Here is a 22,139-nt window from a genome sequence, read left to right on the forward strand (position 1 = left end):
AATCCGTAATTAATGGCAAACCGATGAGGGGCTGTTCAGCCCCCAGGCCGGGGAGGAGATTTCGCACTTTCCGCCGCGGAGATGCACGTTGAGCGCGCGTGGCGGCTGTTCAGCACGGATATACAGTACGCTGGCCTGTCCGACATACCCGACAGATTCACCATGTTCATCCAGCACTTCGGTGCCAAAGGGCAGCGGTTTGCCGTCGGCGCGCGTCGCATGAAGTACCCATGACTGGCGCTTGTCGGTTTCAAAGCGGATATAGCTCACCGCCCCGTCGTAAGGAGCCACGTTAGCCATATTGCCGATCACTTCCGCGCCAGCGCTGTTTTCAGTTTCAGTTAACGTAATGGCGTTTTTGCGATACGGGGTGGCGTAAGGCACCAGCGCCACGCCATCGCGGTTCGTCATAATGCTTTCATCGCCGTTCACCATCAGCCCCTCCGCCTTTGGCGCATCGACGATAGTCATGGTTGTGCCGGTTTCGTTTGAGGCGAGAACGTGCCACGGGTAGGCCACCAGGCTGCCGCGTCCGCTGAGCCCGGTCTGGCGGTAGTCGGAGGATTCGCTGTAAGAGCCACCGAGTGTCGCGAAGTTCGAACGGTACGCGGCGTTAACGCTTGCCGCATTTTTCCCCCCCCGCGCATTACTGCCGGAGAGGGTGTAGCTCAGTCGGTTCGACTCCAGCGCGTTCCCGCTCATGCTGATATTGCTCTGCTCGTAATGCGAATCGCTGGCCGTCAGGCTGGAGGTGATCCACGCATTATTATCAAACAGCGAGAACGGCAGGCTGAGGGAGAGGTAAAGGCGCGTCTCTTCTTCACTGTCCCTGTTCCGTACCCGGCTGGCCGACAGGGTATAGCTGGCGCGGCCGATGGCGTTGGAATAGCCCATCTGGTATTCGCGCGTGGTTTGCTGTGAGTTCCAGTAATCGCGCTGTGTGCCGGAGACAAACACCGTGCCCCAGTTATTGAGCAGGCGCTGATTAAGGTTAAGCGTAAAGGTATTCTTGGGCTGCGCCGCGCGCATGGCGTCCCAGGTGCTTAGCGACATGTCGGGCGCAACGCCAAACCGATCTTCATAGTCGTCGTACTGCGCTCTCAGGCGCTGATACCCTTCGCGCGAATAGAGCGCGTCGCTGAAGCTGTAATAGCCTTTAGTGGAATAGCGATAGGCCGCCAGGGTGAAGTTGGTGGCGGTGGTATCGATAAATTTGCTGTACGACACGCGATAACTCTGACCGCTGCTGGTGCGATCCTGTAGGGTGGTTTTGGCGTGGGTGACATCAAACGAGACCGCGCCAAAGGGAAGGTTCCACCCGGTACCGACAAGCCCGGCCTGGTAGTTATCGCTAATAATCGTCCCGGTATACCCGGTGATGAGGTTATTAAACCCGTAGCGCAGCGTGGCCTGCATGAATGCGGGTTCGGCATCGAGCGTGTTCTGATGCACTTTACCCGCCACCACGCTGTACTGACTCACCCCTTCTTTTAGCATCCCGGGTACGGCGGAAAACGGCACCGTGAAGGACTGCTGTGAACCGTCCGCTTCACGCACCACCACCAGCAAATCGCCCGCGGAGCCGGTAGGCTGAATGCTGTCGAGGGTAAACTGGCCCGGCGGCACATTCTCCTGATAGATCACGTTGCCATTCTGGATAACTTTCACCAGGGCGTTCGTCCGTGCCACGCCGTGAACCACCGGTGAAAAACCCTGCTGTGAATTTGGGCGCATCTTCATGTCCGACGCCAGCGACACGCCGCGCACGCGCAGGGAATCAAACAGATCGCCAGGAATATAAAAGTCACCCAGCGTCAGGTTGGATTTCAGCGAGGCCAGGGGACGGCGCAGGTAGCGGGTATTATTCTGCCAGCTACTCTCTCCGCTGGCCGTTTTCCGCCAGGCGCTGCTGTCGCGAAACTGCCAGCCGAACAGGTTGGCGCCGGAATCCAGCCCGGCATAAAAATCATCATTTGTGTCTTTCGCAGCGCCTTTCGCGCGGGTGTTGTACCAGGTCGTGTTCCACGAGAGCATCAGCGCCGGTATCCCCTCGTCCCAGAACTGGGGGGCAATGTAACCTTCTTCAGTACGCAGCACGGCCGCCTGCGGAACGGTAAGCGCCAGACTCAGAGTGCTGGTATCGGTTTTGACTTCACCGCCCTGAACCAGATCGCGCAGCTGAACCTGCCCGTGCGCAATGGCGGGCGCAGGCACGGACGTGGTGTTGATGCCAAGCGACCGGGCATCTTTCCAGGCAATGCGGATGTCGTCACGCTGCTCGCCGTAGATGACGGTATAACGTCCCTTCCAGCTGCCGTTTACGTAGATATCCATCTCCTGACTGCCGGCAGGCATGGCGTTGTTTTCGGAAAAGCGAGACAGATCGGACTCACCGGATGCGCCAGCAAGCAGGGAGGGATCAAACGAGACGGCCCCTGATTTATGCGAAAGCAGAAGCGTGCAGACTGCCAGCAGACAGAGTCTGTTTTGTTTCATTTTCATGGTGAGTCTTTCCGATCACTGACTGGTGAAAGTCCGGGTTTTATACGCGCCAAGATCGTCCACATACATCAGCTGGAAGGTCTGTCCGCGCTTAACCGTATTTTTTGCGGCGACCGTCAGCTGCCCAAACGGGGAAACCATAGGGGACTCCTGGAGCAATTTCGTTTTACCCAGCGAAATATTGGCGACCGTAATATGGAACGGACTGTTATTTGTAATACGAAAGCGATCGCCTTCGGCGGCGAGCGTCAGTTTCGCCACAGCGTCATCCAGCGTGCCTTTCAGCGCAGCGGGCCGGTAAAAAAGTTTGATACGGGATTTAATCGCCAGCTGAACGGTATTCTGATTTTGCAGATTTTCAGGTCTGGGCGGAATGTCGAGAACATTCAGGAAAAAGACGGATTCGCGATCCGCAGGCAAGCTGGACGGCAGCTTTTTAATACGAAGCTGTTGGCCATTATGTTCGTTAACCTTTATTACTGGCGGCGACAGCAAAAACGGCACATTGGCTGTTTCCGGCGTGGAATTAATATCACCGTCATCTATCCAGGATTGCACCAGAGCGGGCGCATCGCCCGTATTCATTAACTGGACGATCACCTCTTTGTTATTTTCAGGATAAAGGACACGGGTGCCATTAATGACAATATTGGCCCATGAGTGACCGGTGCTTAGCAGTAAGCCTGCCAGCAAAATTGCCTTGCGCATGATTGCAACCTTAAATACAGGCTCTGCGAAAACAGAGCCTGAATAATCATTATTACAGGTAGGAAATGGTATACGTTACGTTGGAGCTTAACTCGCCCACGGTGGCGGCAGCGGCGTTCGTTTTATAATAATAAACATCCAGCGTCAGCGTCTCGGAATCTGGCGCGGTCGCTGTACCCATAATATCCGTGGTGTAAGGCTGGTTCAGGGTAATTGGCGTAGACGAACCTGGCTCCACTAGCGCAAAACCGACATTACGTGCCACGCTGGCATCGCTTTCGTTCACGCTGTTATTCAGCAGGTATTTACCGTCAGTGGAAATATTATCCGCGCTGGAGAAATACACTTTCAGCGGGGTGCCGGTCGTTCCGGCTGCTGGTGAACAACCTGAGAAAGTCAGCGCAATAGATTTTTTATTCTTAGTGATCAGGCCAACCGTGGTGCCCGCATCTTTTACCGAAATAGGGGAAAGCGCAACGGTAAAGTCTGCGCTTTTACCGCCGTTAATGGTACAGGTTGTATCGGTAATAGCGCCGGTAAAGTTAATAATACCACCCGCCGAATTGTCTGCGGCCACTGCGCTGGTAGAGGCAATAGCGGCGGCCAGCAGTGATACGGTCATGATCGATTTGAACATGATAAACTCCATGAAGATTTGTGTTATTTAAAATGAATGTTAATCGGCTACACATGTCCCTGATGTACCGGCTAGACGCATGGCGACTCGGGAGAATGCTTTGACGATATTATGTTGCACTAAAAAAGTACATAACAAAACATTATTCCAACAATTTCTAAAGTTTAAGATTATAATCTTGTGTGTTAGTTTTTTTTAATGTTTTAACCTAAATGCGTTGATTCAAATATTTTTATTAATGATTTAATAATTGTTAATTAATGAAGCTTTATGAATTCATCTCTCAATTAATATCACGCGACTTGACCACACAAACTTTAGACTTATTATTGCCTGGCAAATGCACATAATTTTAACAATGGCGTAATAATAATATGAAGTATCTCATTGATCTTACAATGCTTTATGAAGTCGACACCGGTATGATCATGATTAATGGAGAGGAAGAGTCATCCATTAAGTTATCTAACCAGGCGGGTCGTCTGCTTTATGAACTTATCATCAATAATGGTAAAACTCTCGACAGAGACGACCTGATAAAGAAGGTCTGGGAGGATCATGGTTTCTCTGGTTCTTCGGTGAGTCTGAATGTTGCCATAAGTGAAATCAGAAAAGCATTTCGTACATTAGGATGCGACCCTTTACTGATAAAAACGATACGTGGCAAGGGATTTAGCCTTGCCGCGCATATTGAACACCACACGGTCAGGCCGCCGGTTGTTTCAACGCTTAGTGAACAATCTGCCTCTGAATCATTCGATACGCTAGCGCATAAGAAAGATGCCGATCCGCCTAAACAATTAATATCGCTGCACAGACTCTTTATTTCTCTCTGCACCTTATTACTGATTACCGTTATCGGCACCGCTGTTTTACTGTTGCACCAAAGAGATTCCTATGCCGAGAGCCTGAAAGATTCTGATATGCATCTGCTCGGTAAAGTGGACCGGTGTACGGTATACCTGATCGATAAGAATATGTATCAGCCGCGACAGCACTACTTTAATCACGTAAAAGAGGTCATCGCCAGTCAACATATCGACTGTCAACATCAGGTTGCAGATGCTTACTATTCCAGGTTTAAAAAGTCGCAGATAGAAAATTATTTCCTGGCCATCTGTTATCAGCAGGACAGTATCGACGATTATAAGAACTGCATTTCTTACAGAAGCCTGACCGGGAGTTAAAATATGTCAAGGACTAAAATGAGTGTACTGTTCAGTATCGTACTGGCGCTGTCTGTCATCGCGTTGTTATGGATCTATTTTACCAGAACGCAGGATGAGGGGTTTGGCTGCCAGTCAGATACCATTTCCTGGAAAACATATTCCACGGGTGAGTCAACCGATATGTCGCTAACCACGCTTTTCCTGTTTAACAACAAAGATGTTGTGACGGTTATTCATAAAGGCGTGCTCAAGAAAGAGGGCAAAAGCTACCTGATTGACCGAAATTACACGCTCAGCGTGGAAAAAGTCGATGGAAGCAATATCTTTTATATTAAGGATAAAAAGCTGAATAAATCTGAAGATGATGCGGCGCCGGATGGCGTTGTAAACGAAATGTTACTTGATAATATCAACTTCTTCTATATTACCAGCGTAAAAAAACATGCGTGGTTAATTAAGGGGCTGGTGTTGCCTGTAATGATGTGTGTGGCTGTCCCGACGTCCTGATATTTCTCTTTATTAAAAAATCGATATTTATCTATTACTCGGGAAAGTGAGTAATTTACTCAATACGTAACAATAAGATACGAGAAATTTATTTATATTTTTATTGTTGCTCTCCGTCGAGTGAATTTTTCTGTATTGCCTCGTTATTTTTCGGCTGTCTATACTCCGCCTCGAAAAAGGGGCTCCCCTTTTTATACACGTGGATTCTTTTTTGAAGGACTAAATAAATGAACAAACTGAACGCTATCGTTCTGGGCTCCCTGCTGTCTGTTTCTGCCCTGAGCGCAGTTAATGCAGCAGAAACGACGGCTTCTGCCACATGGCAGGCAACCGCGACCAAAGACAGCGAATCCGATCTGGTTGTTACGCCAACGCGTGCTCTGAACTTTGTTTACAGCGCCAACACCAAATCTTTCAACACCGACACCGGTCTGTTTGATGTGGCTATCCGTGGCGATCACTCTACGGCGACCAGCTTCAAACTCGAAGCTATCCTCGACGATTCAAACAACACGCTGTTCAGCGTGGGTGGTGAAGCGACCAAGCTGAAAGTGGGTGCGCGTTGGGGCGGTAACGACCTGGGCTCTATCGGTGGCACCGTGGGGGCGAAATCAACCGCATGGACCACGCTGGTTGATTCCTCTTCTAACACCGGCGTCTCTTCTGGCCTGTGGAACTTGACCACCAGCGCAGGCGCGGCGGCAGATACCGAAATTACCGGCCAGGACAAATTCGTCTTCTACGTTGACTCCGCTCAGGACAATGCCGGTACGGCGAAAGAGTTCAAAGACCTGACCAACAGCCTGTGGGAAGGGACCGTGTCTGTTGCGTTCCGCGCAACCTGGGGCTAAGGCCTGATCGATCCAGGGGCGCAAGCCCCTGTTTAGGGAAATAGCATGTTTAACCTCAAATCCGCCTTCTTATTTTTATTATTTATCTCTTCCTCCGCGCTGGCCATTAATGTGGGAAAAGTCACCACCATTATTTCTGCGGATGCTGACTCCACCGCCAAGGAAATAAAAAACGAAGCAGACAGCGTGCGTATTGTTTCTGTTCGCGCACAGCGGATCAGCAGCCCAATGGATGAAGGGATCGTCATTAATCCGGAGAAAGTGGACGAACTGTTGCTGACGCCCACGCGCATGGTGATGCCCGCCGGTACCAGCAATATCGTCAAATTTTACTATCACGGGAACGCCGATAACAAAGAGCGTTACTACCGCATTACCTTCACGGATGAAGGGGTAAGCGAAGAGGTGGACAGCGGTTCGCCAAAAAACGGCACCGGGATGACGCGCGCGGTGGTGAGCACCATTCTGGTGGTTCAGCCCCGGGATAAGAAGATTGATTTCGTCTATGTGGCGGGAAAAATAACCAATAAAGGGAACACCTCGTTTCGCGTCAATGCGACCGGGACCTGCCTGAAGCCGAATCCGGAATCCCCCGGCACGCCGTGTAGCAAAAACTTCTACCTGATGCCAGAGACCTCGCGCGCTATCGAGGATATCAACGTTACGGATAACCATTTTCATCTCGGAATATGGGACCTGAAACAGTTCATTCCTGTTAAGTAAGGATGCATGGTGAAAAATAAATTAGTGTTGCCGGTGATGATGGCTTGCGCATCCGGCACGCTGCCCGCGCTTGCGCATGCAGCCTCAAGCTCCGTGGTTATCGCTAATTACCGTTTTCCCGACTCGCTTTATGCACTGCTGGAGCAGGGGATCAAAATTCCCGTCTATCTGGTGAATACGCGTCCACACTCAGCACAACAAGGGAACCACGAAGGCACGGCGAGCGAATATGTTCGTATCGGTGACGTGACGCTCTTTGCAAAAGGTCTGAAGCTGGGGCTGAGGGACGTTCAGGTTCAGGAGTCTGATAACGGCATTCGTCTGTCAAAAGAGATGAGAACGTTATTGCAGAGCATTAACGATAAGCAGTTTGATGACCAGATGCGCATTCCGGTAAGTACGGGGTCCGCGTTCGAGCTGGATCAGAAAAAAATGCGCCTGTTGCTGAATCTGTCGCAGAGCGACTACGGGGTGAATATTCGCCCGCGTGAGGTGGACATTGATGCGCCGGAGTCTGACGACCTGAGCGGCACGTTCTCCTACAACCTCGGGGCGTATCACACCGAGAGCGGCTACGGTGACAGCTGGTCGTCGGGCTATCTGAACGCGAGAAACTGGATCTCAATGGGCGTCGATCATGTGCTGATCGACGGCTCTGGCTACGTCAACGAGAGCAGCAGCGATACCCAGATGAATGCGGTTATGTGGGAGCGCGACTATCAGGGGATGCGCTACGCCGCAGGCATGCTGAACGGCTGGGCGATGCAGTCTCTGGCGAGCGTCAGCGGGATTTCCGGCGGTGAAGTCTACGGCGTTTCCATGGGCAACCAGGCCAACTCCCGCAAACGCGATAACACGCTCTCTCTGACGCCGGTGGTGGTCTATTTCCCCACGGCGGGCGAGGCCCGTATTCGTCGTGACGGGCAGCTTATCGGCATTCAGCGCTTTGACGTCGGCAACCATGAAATTGACACCAGCAGCCTGCCCTACGGGATCTACAGCATCGAAGTTGAGGTGGTGAGCGGAAGCCGCACCGTGTCGCGTAACATGTACACCGTAAATAAGCCGTTCTCCAGCAACGTGTCGGAAACGCTGCGCTGGCAGATGTGGGGCGGGATGTATAGCCGCGATAAATCCGTCGTCAATTATAAAAAATACGCGAAACGCAAAAACGAGCAGGACAACACCTACTACTACGATTACGACACCAAACATAAAGACACCATGTCGCTGGTGGGAGCCTCGTTCAGCAAGCGCAGCGGGATGGTCGACTGGAACGCCTCCACCTACATGATGCGGGAACACATCGTCAGCGAGCTGTGGGCCTCCCTGAACCTGACGGGCTATTTCTCGGTGAATACCCAGACCATGGCCGCCTCCGACGGAACCTATCGCGCCAACTATGGGGCGAATCTCAGCCTGCCGTGGCAGATCGGCTCGGTGTGGTACTCCCATGAACAGCTCTCCAGTGGCAAGTTCCTGGATATCTATGAGAGCAAGGGCAATACCTGGGGCACCTCCTTTAGCCTGCCGTCGTTCGGTCTGCCCTCGGCGGGCAACCTGAGCCTGATGCGCCAGGAGGACGACCTCTATCGCTATAAACGCTATCAGCTGGACTACTCCCAGGGGTTATACGCCGGTCGCTACGGTACGGCGCGCCTGCGGGTGGGAATGTCGCGCAACAAATACGACGGGTATTACGAAGAGAAAGATCGTTACGTGATGCTCGATTTCGCTATACCGCTCGGCAATACCGTGTCGGTTGGCGTTTCCCACAATCGCGATACCGGCACGGCGCTGAACGTCAGCGCCAGCCGCCAGTTTGAAGGCGATTACCTGAAATCGGCTACCGCCAACGTCTCGAAAGCCTTTAACAGCCGCCAGGATCGCAGCGTAAGCGGCGGCGGCAGCGTGAACTTCGACACGCCGTGGAACAGCAACATCCTCAGCGTCCAGAGCGGCATGAGTAAAGGCTGGAACTCCACGCTGACCAGTGACGGCAGCGTGGGCTGGTCCAAAGAGGCCATCGCCGCCGGGAAAGGCACCGAAAGCGCAGGGGTGATTGTCAGTACCGGTCTCAAATCTGATGAAGCGCTGACCCTGAAGCTTAACGGCCGGGCAGAACGCATCAAAGGGGATAAGACCTGGCTGTCGCTGCCGGCATACCAGGCTTATGACCTGGAAGTGATGAACAGTGAAACCGGTACGGAAAGCTATGAGATTGGCGCGAATGCGCGTCGCCATATCACGGTTTATCCGGGCAATACCGTGGTGATGAAGCCGCAGGTGAAGAAAATCGTCACTCTGTTTGGTCGTCTTGTGGATGCAAACGGGGCCCCGATTGGCGCCATGCAGATCAAAAACCACGTCGGGCTGACCCGGACGGAAAACGACGGACGCTTCGTGATCGACGTTGATAAGAACAACCCTGTCCTGAGTATCGCCACGCCGGACGACAGCGTCTGCGAAGTGCGCCTGGACATCGAGTCTAACCGCGGTGCGCTGTGGCTTGGGGACATCTCCTGCGACAAAGGCGATTTCGTCTGGCAGGAAGCAAAAGGAACGCAGGAACGTGACGATGAAAAAGATATTCGCTCTTAATTTACTGCTGATGAGCGCGGCGGCCCAGGCGCAGGAGCTGCCCTATTTCGCCATTAATAACCCGGACAATAACGGTACGGGAAACAGCGCAGGGCTGTTTAGTCTGAACAGCACGTCGACCGCGTTTTTACACGGTTCGCGCGAGTGGCCGACCCTGAGTGCGAAAACGAATAACGGTATCGCCACTTACATCCCGGACAACAGCTTCAACGGCCCGGCAGGCAGCGCGTTAACTATCGACTTTTCGGTGACCGGTTCCAGCGCTTCTCCGTTCTTTAAAGGGACGGCGTGTTCCTCGTCCTGCGGCAACACGGGGTACACCCCGACGACCAGCTATACCGACACGTCGATGGTAGTTAAGCCGCCGGTGATGGAGCCCGGCACGTCATACGGGCGCTGGGTACTGGGCGATCCGTTCTTTAACTATTTGCTCAACGCCGCGCCAGGGGATGAAGTGACCATCACCTCCACGCCGCAAATCAGCTCCATCAACAAAGTGACCACCACCAATACGCTTCACAAGGTGGGCACGCTGACCATGACCAACTCCAGAGCGCTTAACCTGGGTATTGACCCGATCAGCGGCGAGGTGACGATTGTCGATGGATCAACGGGGGCCACCTGCACCAAGTACACCCGTAACACGGTCTCTGGCGTCCTGTGCGACCTGCTCGAATACACATTTGTTGGGGAAGATATCTCCGGTTACAACGGAGGGCTGGCGCTCACCTCTTCCCGCGTCAACAGCGTGCTGCAATCGCACATGAGCGGCGGCACCGGGCTTGCCGCCGAGCTGACCTTCGATGAAAACACCTGGTATAGTATCTCCGGCGGTATCCTGAGCGATACGCGTGTCCTGGCGAACACCTTCCTTGCAGCGCCGCAGAAAAACGGCGGCAAAGCGTACCTTAAAATCTTTTTGCCGAAAGCGTTAATTCTGAGTGTGGCGCAGGCGGGGGACGGCAGCAACATTGGCAATATCGTCAGCCTGTGTCTGACGCCCGGCAACAGCTCGCTGGCGGCGGATTTCTGCTTCCAGCCGGGGGGCGGCCTGGTGATTAACCCGATCGAACCCGGGCTGGAAATTGTGCCAGACAACCCGGATTACACCCTCGATCCTGACGGTCTGGGCGGCTCAGGGAAAGGCATTATCGGCGAAGCGCCCATTGAGATCCCCTACACCATCACCTACAGCGGGGCGCAAAAAGATGCGGCGATTGCGGTCACGGTAAAAGTCACCGGGCCTACCCAAAGCCTGAATGGGGTGGACTACTGCGCCTTTAGCGGCAACGGCTTCACGGTTCCCATTCCGGGCAACGTGCTGGTGGGGAAAAGCCAGACGCTGATGGCGCACAACTGTAAAGGCGAAGTACTGTCGATCCCGGCGCCGGCCACCCATGCGGAAGAGTGGGACAAAATGAGTTCCGGCGTGACCGATATGTGGGTCTGGAAAACACCGCTGATCCTCCAGTTCGTTATGGATAATCCGGTATCGAAAACCACCTATGACGGAAATAGCTGGTTTGGTGAAGTGACCGCGCAGGGAAGAATAGATGTTAGCGCATCCTGGAATTAATCAACCATGACTGGAAAATTCCTAGCTATTTTTGCAATAAATTGCTTCATTTCCACAGGGGCAAATGCTTTAATTATCGAAAGTCTGAATATTGATTTTCTTCCCGAAAGAGAAGTTGTTTTTCAGCCGATAAAAAACGATACCAGCGAGCGTCAGAATTATACCGTGTCGCTTATTCAGGTAGACGTTCCTAAAGAGAAGGGAAAAGAAACCGAAATAAAAGACGGCGAAGTCATGTATTCGCCTAAGCAATTAACGCTGGGGAGCGGTGAACGCGCGGGTTTTAAATTTTATTATACCGGCCCGCATGACAACAAAGAGCGATACTATCGCGTAAAATTCACCGAGACGCCGCTCCAGGCAAAGGTGATCACGCGCAAAGGCCAGCGCATCCAGTCGGATGTGGTGGTCTCGCTTGAGGCTATTTTGATTGTCCGACCATGGACACGACATTTTGATTATGCGTTTAGCAACGGGGTGGTGAGTAATACCGGGAATACCTATTTTAAATATGTTTCCTCGGTCGGGTGCAGTACGCAATACAACAATTCAAAATATATTCCACCGGGGCAACGGCTGGAAATAGATAATGCCGGGCAGGCTGCAAGGCGGATGATTATTTATGGCAATAAAATCATTCCGCTGACCACCTGCCCGTAGCAACCGCTTTCCTTCATAAAAGGAAATTAGCCTTTAGCATCATGCTAAAGATCCATCACTACAGGAGATAAAAATGAAAGCGATTTCATTCGTAGAAGCGAAAGACATTATTGGCGGCGCGTTAAACCCGTTCGCTGGTCTGGTTAAAGGTGCACAGCTGGGTTACGACACCGGCGCCAGCATCATGGGCATGGTTGGCGGTGTGGTTGGCGGAGTTCTGGGTGGCGCAATGGGCTTCCTGGGCGCGCTGGTTGGTAGCTACAACTAATTCACGTTAACAGGAAAAGTATCATGCAAGTTATCGATTTCAAAAAAGCACAGGCCATCATCGGTGGTTGGGATCCGTTTGCTGCCGCTATTCAGGGCGCAAGCGCGGGCTATAACGCGGGCAGCCAGATGTTAGGCGCGCTGGGCGGCACCATCGGCGGCGTATTCGGCCTGGTGGGCGGCTTCATCGGCGGTTTCTTCAGCGCCTAAGCGAGAAGCACGTTGTACGCATGGCCCGCATTGCCGGGCCATTTTTTTATTTCAGCCACGGATCATTATGTTTTCGCTCTTTCAGTATAAAAAACAGGGTAAGACCCCTGTTATTCGCCAGCATGAATTTACCGAATGTGGACTGGCCTGCCTGGCGATGGTGTTGGGGCACTACGACCACCATGTCTCCGTCAGCCAGCTGCGCCGGGAGATTTCCGTTTCCGCCGATGCGGGAACCTCAATGGCGGAATTGATGACCCTTGCCAGCGATAAAAATATGTCTGGCCGGGTGCTTAAAGGCGAAATCACTGAAATAGAAACGTCTGAGCTGCCGCTCATCGCCTTCTGGCGCGGCAACCATTTCGTGGTCATCGTGAAGATCGACAGCCGCAGCGTGACCGTTCACGACCCGGCCAGCGGCGTGCGTCGTTACCGTCTGAAAGAGGCGGAAAAACTCTTTTCCGGGTATGTGCTTGAGCTTAAGCCCACGCCGTGCTTCGAAAAGAAATCCCCGGATGAAACGCTCACGCTTGGCCGTTTAGCCAATAAATCTCCGAGCCTGTTCCAGCGCCAGCTGCTGCTGTTTGTGCTCTGTATTTTTACTCTCATCACCATGCTGGCAAGCCCCACCTACGTGCAGCTGATTATGGATGAGGCCATTTCCCGCAGCGACAGCGATCTGGTGATCCTGCTCACCGCGATCTTCGCTATCGTCTTTATCTTTGAAGTCATCGGTAAATTCCTCAAGCAGCTGCTTGAGATCCTGATGCGTAACATTGCCTATGACGATTTAAGCCAGTCCGTGCGCCACTACATGCTGCGCACCCAGACCAGCTGGTTCCGCTCGCGCCCGCCGGGCATCGTGCTGGCTATTGAGAAATCGCTCCACGCCTGCGCGGAGTTCATCAGCAATGGTTACGTGCAAATTCTCTTTTCCAGCCTGATCGCCGTCACCAGCCTGCTGTTTATGCTGCTGTATAACGTCAAAATTGCGCTGCTGACAATGCTGCTGATGGGCGTGTTTTTTCTGATCCGCTTTTCGCTGATCGGCCCCTATCAACGCGCGGTGGATGACTCCATCGAGCGCACCGCCCAGTATGAGTCTCTGCTGGTGGAGACGCAGAAAGGGATCATAACGCTCAAAGCGAACAACATGGAGCAGGCCCGGGATGCGGTGATGGACAAATCCCAGCGCGAGCACATCGCCGGGCTGATGCGTAAAGAGCGGCTACTGGCCCGCTTTGACGTGGCTTCGCTGCTGGTGATCAATGCCGAGCAGCTGCTGGTGGTCTGCTTTGGCGCGTGGCTGATCCTGGAAGGGCAGATGAGCATCGGGATGCTTTACGCCTATATCAGCTATAAGCGCTATTTTTCCGATGCCATGGTGCAGGTGGCGCAGAAGCTGCTGGACAAAAATGCTCTCAAGGGGCCGCTGGATCGCGTGGGCGACCTGCTGTTTGCCCCCTCTGAAACCAGCCAGTTTGGGAAGCGGATTGTCACCTCGCCGGTCTGTCTGCAATTTGAGGATGTCTCATTTGCCTATCCTGGCCGGGAGGCCACGCTACAGCATATCAACATGACCCTGAAGCAGGGCGAAGAAGCGGTGATTGTGGGCCAGAGCGGGTCGGGAAAAACCACGCTGCTGCGTCTGATCTCCGGCATGCTGCTGGCATCGTCTGGCACGCTGCGGATCAATAAGATCCCCATTGAGGAGTGCGATCTTTCCTCGCTGCGTCAGCACATCCGCATCGTCCATGCGGACGATATTCTCTTCACCGGCTCGATTCTGGACAACATCGCCTGCTTTGACAGCGCACCGGATAAAGAGCAGGTCATTGCCGCGTGTCGGCTGGCGGAGGTGGACCACGTCGTCGCCCGGCTGCCGCACGGCTACGAAACGGAGATGCTGCCGGGGAACACCTTTTTCTCTGCCGGGGAGATGCAGCGTCTGGTTCTGGCGCGCGCCCTGTACAGCCAGCCTAAGCTTCTGCTCTGTGACGAAGTGACGGCGAACCTGGATAAAACGACCGCGCAGAAAGTGCTGGCGAACCTGCGTAGCCTGGGGATTGGCCTGGTGTTTGTCACCCACTCGCCGGACGTGGTGGGCTGTCAGGGGCGTCTCTATACCATGGAAAACGGCACCCTGCGGGAGAGTGAGCAATGATGCTTTTGCCGCGTCTCTATGCGCGACTCTGCGCGCGCCAGGCCGGGCGCACGCTGCTGGCAAACCGGATCACGCAAAACTACAGCCAGTTTATGCGCTGCCCGGAGGCCGATGTTCCGGCTGATTTTCTGCATCAGAATGCGCATGAGCTGAGCGGGTTTAACTTCGTGGAGCAGATCTTCCCGCCCGCGCTTTGGGCGCGCAACGTTCGTTTTGATCTGCACGGGTACGTGGCGCAGTGGACGCGGGAGCAGGCATTTTACAGTTCATCTCGCACCCTGCTACTGGGCATGCGCTGGGCGGGCTTTGGTCTGATCGTGGATGCGCTGCTCGCCACTGCGCCAGCCGATGTGCGCTTTCAGTTTATTACCCGTCACCCTGCGCTGCATAAGCTGATGGCCGCGCACGAAGGCCGACGCGCCAGCTCGTTTTTCGCCCCTCACCGCCTGGTGACGGTGCTGCTGATGGACGAACGCCTGCCGGATGCGCCGCTGTTCTCCACCCAGGCAGGGGATCAAAAGGCGTGGTTAACGGACGTCTCAACGCGGTTTTTATCGCGCTATGGCTACAGCGTCCGAACGCTGCTGCCGATCTGTTCGCTGCACGCGGCGGAGTTTGGGCTGGAGAGTCAGGCGTATGCGCCGGAGGATTACCGTCAGGCCGCCGCCGACACGCTGAACGCGCTGCGCAAAACCCCCACGCTCTGGAGTGCATGGGATGATCTTTCAGTGATTTATCATGGATGACATATCGTGAAATTAAAAAACCGAAGCGGACAGCGGCGGGCGCTGATCCCGCATCACTTCTCAAAAAGCTATCACATCAACGCGCCACGGCTGAAAGCCGTGCTGACCTTGTTCATCGCCTTTTTTCTCTGCCTGCTGGTCTTTGCGATTGTCTTTAATTTTTCGGAAACCACGCTGGCACGCGGGGTGTTGATCCCGGCGCAGGGCGATGTGGAAGTCCGCGCCAGAGAGTCCGGTACCCTTGTCGATTTTGCCGTCCGGCCCGGTCAGTACGTGAAGGAAAACGATCCGCTGTTCACCGTGTCGCAGGACTATGGCGGCAAGCAGGGCTCGGTGGTGCAGTTTGACCGCCAGCAGATGGAAGCGGAGAAGAAGCGCAGCGAGCAGCGCATTCAGGCCATTGAGGACTCGATTGCGTCGTATCGCAAAAATCTGGCGCAGCAGCTGGCTCTCACCGACAAGCAGATCGCCGTTTCCCGCGATAAGGTGAAGAAGCTGCGCGCGCTGTTAAAAAACAGCACCGACACCTACGAGGCGTGGAAATCCGTCTCCGGGAAGGGCTATGTCTCCAGAGTGGATCTCGATAAAAGCCACAATGATGTGCTCAATGCGCAGCTCAACCTGACGCTGGAGGAGAGCACTATTCTTGAGCTTGAGGCACGCAAAACCAGCCTGACCGACAGCACCCAGTCGCAAATTGACTCTCTGAGCGAAGAGCAGCTGTATGTGAAAAACCGCATCAGCGAAATCGATCGCAACCTGTCCAGCCGGGGAAGTTCCACCATGGCGATGCTGGCCCCTTCCGATGGTTACGTGGTGGCGATTAACTTCCCGCCTGGCCGGGCCATTACGCAAAATAGCGAGGTGGTGGTGGTGATCCGTAAAAATACCGCGGCGACGATGGAGGGGTACCTGTATGTTCCGGCAACGGGGGTGGGGCGCGTGGCGAAAGGCGATAAGGTTAAGCTGCGCTTCGACTCCTGGCCCGTGGACAAATACGGTTCGGTGGAGGCGACGCTGTCCGATTTCTATGAGGTAAACATTGATGCCCATTCGGCGCTGATCCCGCTCCAGGAAGGGCAGAACTACTACCTGGCTAAAGTGCGCGTCCCCTCCTGGTTTACCGACCCGGACAAGAAAAAGCGCATGCTGATGGGCGGGATGACGGTGAACGCCGATATCGTTATCGATCGTAAGCCGCTTATCAATCTGCTGATTGCCCCGCTGGAAAGGGTGCGCAAGCGGTTTATCGATTGACCCGATTTCATCGATCATCGCCCTTTGGCCCACATTCTTAACGGCACCCTGGGGCTATTCTCCTTCTCATACCAACCGGAGGATAGCCCATGAACATTACGCAAATTCGCAATGCCACCCAACTGATCACTTACGCGGGAAAACGCTTTTTAATCGACCCAATGCTGGCGCCAAAAGGCACTTATCCGGGTTTTCCCGGCACGGCGCGGGCTGATATTCGCAACCCGATGGTCGAGCTTCCCGTTGACGTTCAAACGCTTCTGGATGCTGACGCGGTGATCGTCACCCATACCCATGCCGATCACTGGGATCAGTACGCCGTTGAGCTGATCGCCAAAGGCAAGCCGATCTACGTGCAAAATGATAGCGATGCCGCGCTGCTGCGCAGCCAGGGATTTACCAACCTGACGATCATGACCGGGGAAACAACATACGGCGATATCCGGATAGTGAAAACCCACGGCGGCCAGCACGGTACTGACCGCGCTTACGCCGTGCCGGAGCTGGCAGAGTTTCTGGGGGAAGCCTGCGGCGTGGTGTTCCGTCATCCCGATGAGAAGACGCTTTATATCGCAGGGGATACCATCTGGCGCGATGCGGTGGCGGCCGATCTGCAAAAGCACCAGCCGGATATCGTCGTGCTCAACGCCGGTTACGCTCATGTCATTGGGTTTGGGCCGATTATCATGGGGGAAGAAGATCTGCTTAACGTGCATTTCCTGCTGCCGCAGGCGAAAATCGTGGCGACCCATATGGAAGCTATCAACCACTGCCTGCTGACCCGCCGCGCGCTGCGCGAGTATGTTGACGCCAACGAGATAAGTGACGCGGTGAGCATTCCTCAGGACGGCGAAACCGTTATATTCTGAGTGTTAAAGGGGAAAGGAGAGACAGATGCCGCTTGTTAACGTTGCTATTGTCGCGGTGGACGGGTTTAGCCCGTTCCACTACTCCGTCCCCTGCATTCTGTTTGGCGATACGGTATCCGGGGAAAAGCGCTTTAACGTTACGATCTGCGCTGAAAAACCGGGATTCCTGACCTCGAAAGACGGTTTTGCCCTGCATGCGACGCAGGATTTTTCTGCAATCGCATCGGCTGAAATTGTGGTTGTACCCTACTGGCAGCACGTGCTGGAGCGCCCGCCTCAGACGCTGCTCGACAGCCTGGTTCAGGCCAGAGACAACGGGGCGGAAATTGTTGGGCTGTGTCTGGGCTCGTTTGTACTGGGCTATGCGGGCATACTCAGCGGCAAACGGGCCGCCACCCACTGGGAGTTTGAACACCAGTTTCAGACGCTGTTTCCGGACGTTCGACTGGACATCAACGCGCTCTACGTGGACGACGGCAATGTGATCACCTCGGCGGGTACCGCCGCCGCGCTCGACTGCTGTTTGTACATCATCCGCCAGCGCTTTGGCAGCGTCGTCGCCAATCAGATTGCCCGCCGGATGATCGTCCCGCCGCACCGCGAGGGCGGGCAGGCGCAGTTTATTGCGCAACCTGTGCCGAAAGATACCCGCGACGGGCGGATTAACTGTCTCATTGACTACCTTCAGCAGCACATTTCCGAGCCGCATAACCTGGATTCGCTGGCGGACGTGGTGTCGATGAGCCGACGCACGCTGACCCGCCATTTTATCAAGGCGACGGGCATGAGCGTTGCCGACTGGCTTACCGCCGAGCGCCTGCGGCGCAGCCAGATCCTGCTGGAGTCCGGCAGTCTGCCAATCGAAAGCGTCGCTGAGCAGGTGGGGTTTTTATCAGCGGTGACGTATCGGCAGCAGTTTAAGGCGCGCTTTGGTGTCAGTCCGGCGGAGTGGCGTAAGACGTTTCGCGTTAAGCCGTATGCAGCGAAAAATAATGCTGGCGCGATGGAATAAAAAGACGTGGGCGGCTTCTTTGCCTTTAAAGCTGGCGGCAATGGATATACATCAGACGGGTTACAAGCACTTCTCTTCCGGTTAAGATAATCCACGTTACTTTCCAGAAGAAAAGGTAGTGGCATGAACAATATTGAAACGCAGTTACTTGAATCAGGTTTCACCGTAAAAGAATTAGCGTATCTGAACCGAAACATTAGCCGTTATGGTTCATCCCTGCTCGAGGTAGTGCTTGAGTTAGGTAAGCGATTTATCATGGTTCTGTGTATTACTGCGACTGTGGCCCTGATTTTCCTGGCGCTTCTTTTTTTCGCTGAACATTATAATATTGTTTCCGGTGGCATTTCTCTTTTCATCGTATTGATTATTGCCTGGTTTTTTCAACCCCCGATCATTACCTACAAAGCCTGGCGCTTCAGAAAGAAATACATTAGTTCTGTCCAGACGCATTAGAAATTAAATCAAACGAGACTTTTGCAGAGACACCCCAGCCGACAATTTTCATAGTGAGCGCTGCGCGATTCATTCCGTCGACTTTGCGGTAGAAATCCAGCGGGAGATAACGAAACAGACGCCATGATTCGGGTTTCCGGATGGCGCCAAATACCGTATAGACGCTTGCTGCCAGGCTTACGCTATTGAATACCCCAAGTGCTGATTCACGTTTAAATCCCATAAACTGAGCGATATCCATGACGCCATCTGCCAGCATACCTTCGGAGTTTGGTTGATGTTGAAGCGTTCTGTTAATTTCTTTTGAAATGGCATTTGCACCATCCATAACCAGAATCGCTCCTGCAAGCGCACCCACTGGATTCATTGTCATCATTGCACCAACACCTGCAACAATCTGTAACCCTGAAAGCACAACCTTAATCGATGAGATAACGTAACCGACGACTTTGTTATTTTCTTTAACCAGTTCAATCTGAGCAAAAAGCTGAGCTGTACGGGAGCGAAGCATTCTGCTTTGCTCAAGAAGACTTTCGTTCTCAGCCCGGATGTTTTTCAGGCATTCTATGCACTCCTCATCACTTCTGGCTGCCGGGTAGCACTAAATTGTTGCATCACAAACTGCCGAATATCATCCATAAATTTAATCCGTGCGAGTCCGTCGCTGAGATGTTGCCCTCCGACAATATTCGCAGTATTGATGAGCTTGCGGGCTTCAAGATTTATCATTGTTTCAGCCCATGCGCGGGCGTTCTGACCAGGGAAAAGTACAATATCCATTTTAATTTTCTCATCTGATAACCAACGTTTACAGATTATCCTGGCATCAGAAACTGGCAACAATAAATTGGATAATCTGTCGCGAGCGCAGAATTCGCCGAAGGTATATACCGACGGAAATCATCTTCGTCGTTGATGGCGACCTTGAAAGTGGTGACAGCATAAAAGAAGTGCATTACCCCAGCCGCTCCATCCGTGTCTCCCCCTCCGCCATCGACAGCTGATACAGCGAAAACGATCGGTGCTTCTCAATCAAATGCGCCAGCTCCGGCGAATGGCTGGTGAGCCAGATCTGCGAATAGCGGCTGGCCTCGGCAATGAGGCTTGCCAGGGCGGGCAGCATCTGCGGATGCAGGCTGTTTTCCGGTTCGTTGAGGGCGATAAATGCGGGAGGGCGCGGGCTTAACAGCGCCACCGCCAGGCATAAAAAACGCAGCGTGCCGTCGGAGAACTCTGCCGGTTCCAGCGGTCTGCTCAGCCCCTCGCGCTGCATCATCATGCGGAAGCGCCCGCCGGTGTTGTCGCTGTAAAACACGCAGCCGGGGAAGGCCTGGTCGAGAATGCGCATCAGCAGCAGCTCGTCGCCAATTTCGACAATGGTCTGAAACGCGGCGGCCAGGTTCGCGCCGTCGCTGGCCAGCACCGGGGAGCGGAAACCCACCTGCGGCGCGCGGATCGCCGAGCCGGATGAGACGGAAAACTCATGATAAAATCGCCAGTTACGCAGGGACTCGCGCATCTGCGACACTTCGGGGTAGAGGTGCGGTTCGCCGAGCTGCCCGAACACCGACTCGTTCTCATACAGCGTACCGCTGTGGGTCACTTTTTCGTGATGTACGTTGTTCAGGAATACGGCCTGGTTCTTACGCTTCATCAGCTGTGACGACGGACGACGGTGCTGGCCGCTCAGCCAGATAGATTCCTCTTTGATCACCGGATCGAGCTGAAACTGTGAGGGGTAGGGCAGCTTTTCCACGAACCCGACCTGAAGCTCATATTCATAGGTTTCCGTTTCCACCGCCAGGTTCATGCGCCGCAGCTGGTCGCTGCGGGTTTTGCCCGCCCAGAACACTTTCAAAATGCCCCCCTCGTTTGCCAGCGCCTGGGAGAATTGCCCCTGCGCCGCGCTGTGCATCAGGTAAATCGCTTTATAAATATTGGATTTTCCGGTGCCGTTGGGGCCGAACACGATATTGAGCTGTTCCAGCTCAAGCGACATATCGCGAATTGAGCGGTAGTTTTGAATATGCAGATTTTTGATCATCGTGTTACTCCGCTGTGCACGCTTAACCTGTACAGAATTACAGTATTTTACGCTGAGCGCAAAAAAAAGACGACAGTGAGGGTGTCGTCTAAACGGGGTACAGCTTTGGGCCTCTGTGGGTCAATGGGGCCTTCGCTTCTTTCTTATCAGGTAACGGCAAGACGCAGACCCAAATCATCAGGATAGGGATCAAAGTAGTTTTGCGTCATCAGATACCGGTCAGGGTATTCAGCCAGATAATGCTTAAGCAGCGTCAGCGGCGCGAGGATCGGCAGCAGTCCGTCCCGGTAATGCAGGATCACATCACGCAGTTCTCCGCGCTGGCGGCTGTTCAGCTGGTTACGGAAATAGCCCTGAATGTGCATCAGCACGTTAGTGTGATTCTTCCGCGAAGCAGGTTTTTTCAGGATGGTCATCAGTTTGTCGCGATAGGCCACGAAAAACGCGTCCAGATCGTCCCACTCGTGCAGTGATGCCACGAACGGGCCAATTTCACGGTAGCCTGCCTGATGGTGCGCCAGAAGCTGAAGCTTATAGCGGCTGTGAAAGTCCAGCAGAGCACGGCGCGTCAGGCCATTTTTACGCATTACGTTCAGTTCGTGGAGGGCAAAAACGCGCTCAACAAAGTTTTCCCGCAGTACCGGATCGTGCAGGCGACCGTCTTCTTCGACGGGCAGCCAGGGGAAAGTTTCAAGGAGGGCGGCGGTGAACAGCCCGACACCCTCCTTGCGGCCCCGGTTGCCGTTTTCGTCGTACAGCCGCACGCGCTCCATGCCGCAGCTGGGGGATTTTGCACAGACGATAAACCCCGACAGATCGCCGATTTTCGGCAGATAATCTGCCGTAAATGCGGCCATCTTCTGCGTGACGTCATCGTGGGGCGCTTTGCTGAACCGCATTTCTGTCTCGCCGCCGGTGGTCATCACCAGGCGCAGCGCCGGACGAGGCGTGGGCAGGCCGATAGCCATTTCGGGGCATACCGGGCGGAAAGCGACCCACTGCGCCAGCTCATCCATCACAAAGCCCATACGCTTATGCCCGCCGTCAAAGCGAACGGCGGAACCGGTCAAACATCCGCTAATACCCAGCACAGGTTTTGTTGTCATGGTGTGCACCTCCCGATCTTATATCTAAAAGTTACACAACAATGCGAGTTTGTCCAAGTATTGGCGGGATTATTTTT

The 22,139-nt window shown here is 53.9% G+C and carries 22 protein-coding genes; 15 read left to right on the forward strand and 7 right to left on the reverse strand.

Annotated features, from left to right (window positions below):
* Positions 1 to 9: 9 nt before the first annotated feature.
* Genes ACOTX4_RS15800 through ACOTX4_RS15810 form a run of 3 tightly spaced genes read right to left on the reverse strand, consistent with a single transcriptional unit; the run spans position 10 to position 3,847 of the window.
* The gene (locus tag ACOTX4_RS15800; RefSeq protein WP_023315107.1) at positions 10 to 2,502 is read right to left on the reverse strand and encodes a fimbria/pilus outer membrane usher protein; all 2,493 of its coding nucleotides are present in this window, start codon (positions 2,500 to 2,502) and stop codon (positions 10 to 12) included.
* A 15-nt stretch (positions 2,503 to 2,517) separates the two neighbouring features.
* Positions 2,518 to 3,210, reverse strand: a complete 693-nt coding sequence (locus ACOTX4_RS15805; RefSeq protein WP_001223973.1) for a fimbrial biogenesis chaperone — start codon at positions 3,208 to 3,210, stop codon at positions 2,518 to 2,520.
* Between the two features lie 52 nt (positions 3,211 to 3,262).
* Entirely contained in the window at positions 3,263 to 3,847 is a 585-nt protein-coding gene (locus tag ACOTX4_RS15810; RefSeq protein WP_022646579.1) for a fimbrial protein, read from the reverse strand.
* 374 nt (positions 3,848 to 4,221) lie between these two features.
* Here ACOTX4_RS15810 and ACOTX4_RS15815 point away from each other — a divergent pair, with 374 nt between their 5' ends.
* The 15 genes from ACOTX4_RS15815 (at position 4,222) to ACOTX4_RS15885 (ending at position 18,912) form a co-directional block, all read left to right on the forward strand.
* Complete coding sequence (locus ACOTX4_RS15815) at positions 4,222 to 5,034, forward strand: winged helix-turn-helix domain-containing protein (protein WP_022650116.1); 813 nt, start codon at positions 4,222 to 4,224, stop codon at positions 5,032 to 5,034.
* Positions 5,035 to 5,052: 18 nt separating this feature from the next.
* Positions 5,053 to 5,523 (forward strand): hypothetical protein, encoded by a 471-nt coding sequence (locus ACOTX4_RS15820; RefSeq protein WP_003860998.1) that lies wholly within the window; start codon positions 5,053 to 5,055, stop codon positions 5,521 to 5,523.
* A 227-nt stretch (positions 5,524 to 5,750) separates the two neighbouring features.
* Complete coding sequence (locus ACOTX4_RS15825; RefSeq protein ID WP_003860995.1) at positions 5,751 to 6,374, forward strand: common pilus major fimbrillin subunit EcpA; 624 nt, start codon at positions 5,751 to 5,753, stop codon at positions 6,372 to 6,374.
* A gap of 45 nt (positions 6,375 to 6,419) precedes the next feature.
* Positions 6,420 to 7,097, forward strand: a complete 678-nt coding sequence (locus ACOTX4_RS15830) for a hypothetical protein (protein WP_022650117.1) — start codon at positions 6,420 to 6,422, stop codon at positions 7,095 to 7,097.
* Positions 7,098 to 7,103: 6 nt separating this feature from the next.
* Positions 7,104 to 9,698: a CS1-pili formation C-terminal domain-containing protein gene (locus tag ACOTX4_RS15835; RefSeq protein ID WP_421635399.1), complete on the forward strand. Its 2,595-nt coding sequence runs from the start codon at positions 7,104 to 7,106 to the stop codon at positions 9,696 to 9,698.
* A complete protein-coding gene (locus ACOTX4_RS15840; RefSeq protein ID WP_045332983.1) occupies positions 9,676 to 11,274 on the forward strand; it encodes a hypothetical protein in 1,599 nt (532 codons plus the stop codon). The genes ACOTX4_RS15835 and ACOTX4_RS15840 overlap by 23 nt, the downstream gene beginning before the upstream one ends.
* 6 nt (positions 11,275 to 11,280) lie before the next feature.
* On the forward strand, positions 11,281 to 11,934 hold the full coding sequence (locus ACOTX4_RS15845; RefSeq protein ID WP_006812468.1) for a hypothetical protein: 654 nt from the start codon (positions 11,281 to 11,283) through the stop codon (positions 11,932 to 11,934).
* Positions 11,935 to 12,007: 73 nt separating this feature from the next.
* Positions 12,008 to 12,202, forward strand: a complete 195-nt coding sequence (locus tag ACOTX4_RS15850; protein WP_022646586.1) for a hypothetical protein — start codon at positions 12,008 to 12,010, stop codon at positions 12,200 to 12,202.
* A 23-nt stretch (positions 12,203 to 12,225) separates the two neighbouring features.
* On the forward strand, positions 12,226 to 12,411 hold the full coding sequence (locus ACOTX4_RS15855; protein ID WP_001196016.1) for a hypothetical protein: 186 nt from the start codon (positions 12,226 to 12,228) through the stop codon (positions 12,409 to 12,411).
* 67 nt (positions 12,412 to 12,478) lie between these two features.
* Positions 12,479 to 14,575, forward strand: a complete 2,097-nt coding sequence (locus ACOTX4_RS15860) for a peptidase domain-containing ABC transporter (protein WP_045332982.1) — start codon at positions 12,479 to 12,481, stop codon at positions 14,573 to 14,575.
* The gene (locus ACOTX4_RS15865) at positions 14,572 to 15,321 is read left to right on the forward strand and encodes a hypothetical protein (RefSeq protein ID WP_045332981.1); all 750 of its coding nucleotides are present in this window, start codon (positions 14,572 to 14,574) and stop codon (positions 15,319 to 15,321) included. Before ACOTX4_RS15860 ends, ACOTX4_RS15865 begins: the two co-directional genes overlap by 4 nt.
* A gap of 6 nt (positions 15,322 to 15,327) precedes the next feature.
* Entirely contained in the window at positions 15,328 to 16,578 is a 1,251-nt protein-coding gene (locus ACOTX4_RS15870) for an HlyD family secretion protein (RefSeq protein WP_022650120.1), read from the forward strand.
* A gap of 89 nt (positions 16,579 to 16,667) precedes the next feature.
* Positions 16,668 to 17,447 (forward strand): MBL fold metallo-hydrolase, encoded by a 780-nt coding sequence (locus ACOTX4_RS15875; protein ID WP_022650121.1) that lies wholly within the window; start codon positions 16,668 to 16,670, stop codon positions 17,445 to 17,447.
* 25 nt (positions 17,448 to 17,472) lie between these two features.
* On the forward strand, positions 17,473 to 18,459 hold the full coding sequence (locus tag ACOTX4_RS15880) for a GlxA family transcriptional regulator (RefSeq protein WP_022650122.1): 987 nt from the start codon (positions 17,473 to 17,475) through the stop codon (positions 18,457 to 18,459).
* 123 nt (positions 18,460 to 18,582) lie between these two features.
* Complete coding sequence (locus ACOTX4_RS15885) at positions 18,583 to 18,912, forward strand: hypothetical protein (protein WP_023315117.1); 330 nt, start codon at positions 18,583 to 18,585, stop codon at positions 18,910 to 18,912.
* On the opposite strand, the gene ACOTX4_RS15890 is transcribed toward ACOTX4_RS15885, so the two are convergent.
* The 4 genes from ACOTX4_RS15890 to ACOTX4_RS15905 form a co-directional block, all read right to left on the reverse strand.
* Complete coding sequence (locus ACOTX4_RS15890; RefSeq protein WP_321220989.1) at positions 18,890 to 19,423, reverse strand: DUF4225 domain-containing protein; 534 nt, start codon at positions 19,421 to 19,423, stop codon at positions 18,890 to 18,892. The genes ACOTX4_RS15885 and ACOTX4_RS15890 overlap by 23 nt on opposite strands.
* Before the next feature lie 53 nt (positions 19,424 to 19,476).
* A complete protein-coding gene (locus ACOTX4_RS15895; RefSeq protein ID WP_310851638.1) occupies positions 19,477 to 19,692 on the reverse strand; it encodes a hypothetical protein in 216 nt (71 codons plus the stop codon).
* Between the two features lie 175 nt (positions 19,693 to 19,867).
* Positions 19,868 to 20,956, reverse strand: a complete 1,089-nt coding sequence (locus ACOTX4_RS15900; protein WP_006812462.1) for an AAA family ATPase — start codon at positions 20,954 to 20,956, stop codon at positions 19,868 to 19,870.
* 146 nt (positions 20,957 to 21,102) lie between these two features.
* Positions 21,103 to 22,062 (reverse strand): YbgA family protein, encoded by a 960-nt coding sequence (locus ACOTX4_RS15905; protein WP_022650125.1) that lies wholly within the window; start codon positions 22,060 to 22,062, stop codon positions 21,103 to 21,105.
* Positions 22,063 to 22,139: the final 77 nt, after the last annotated feature.

Source organism: Enterobacter cloacae complex sp. IR5459 (assembly GCF_049238005.1).
GTDB classification, from domain to species: Bacteria; Pseudomonadota; Gammaproteobacteria; order Enterobacterales; family Enterobacteriaceae; genus Enterobacter; species Enterobacter hormaechei_C.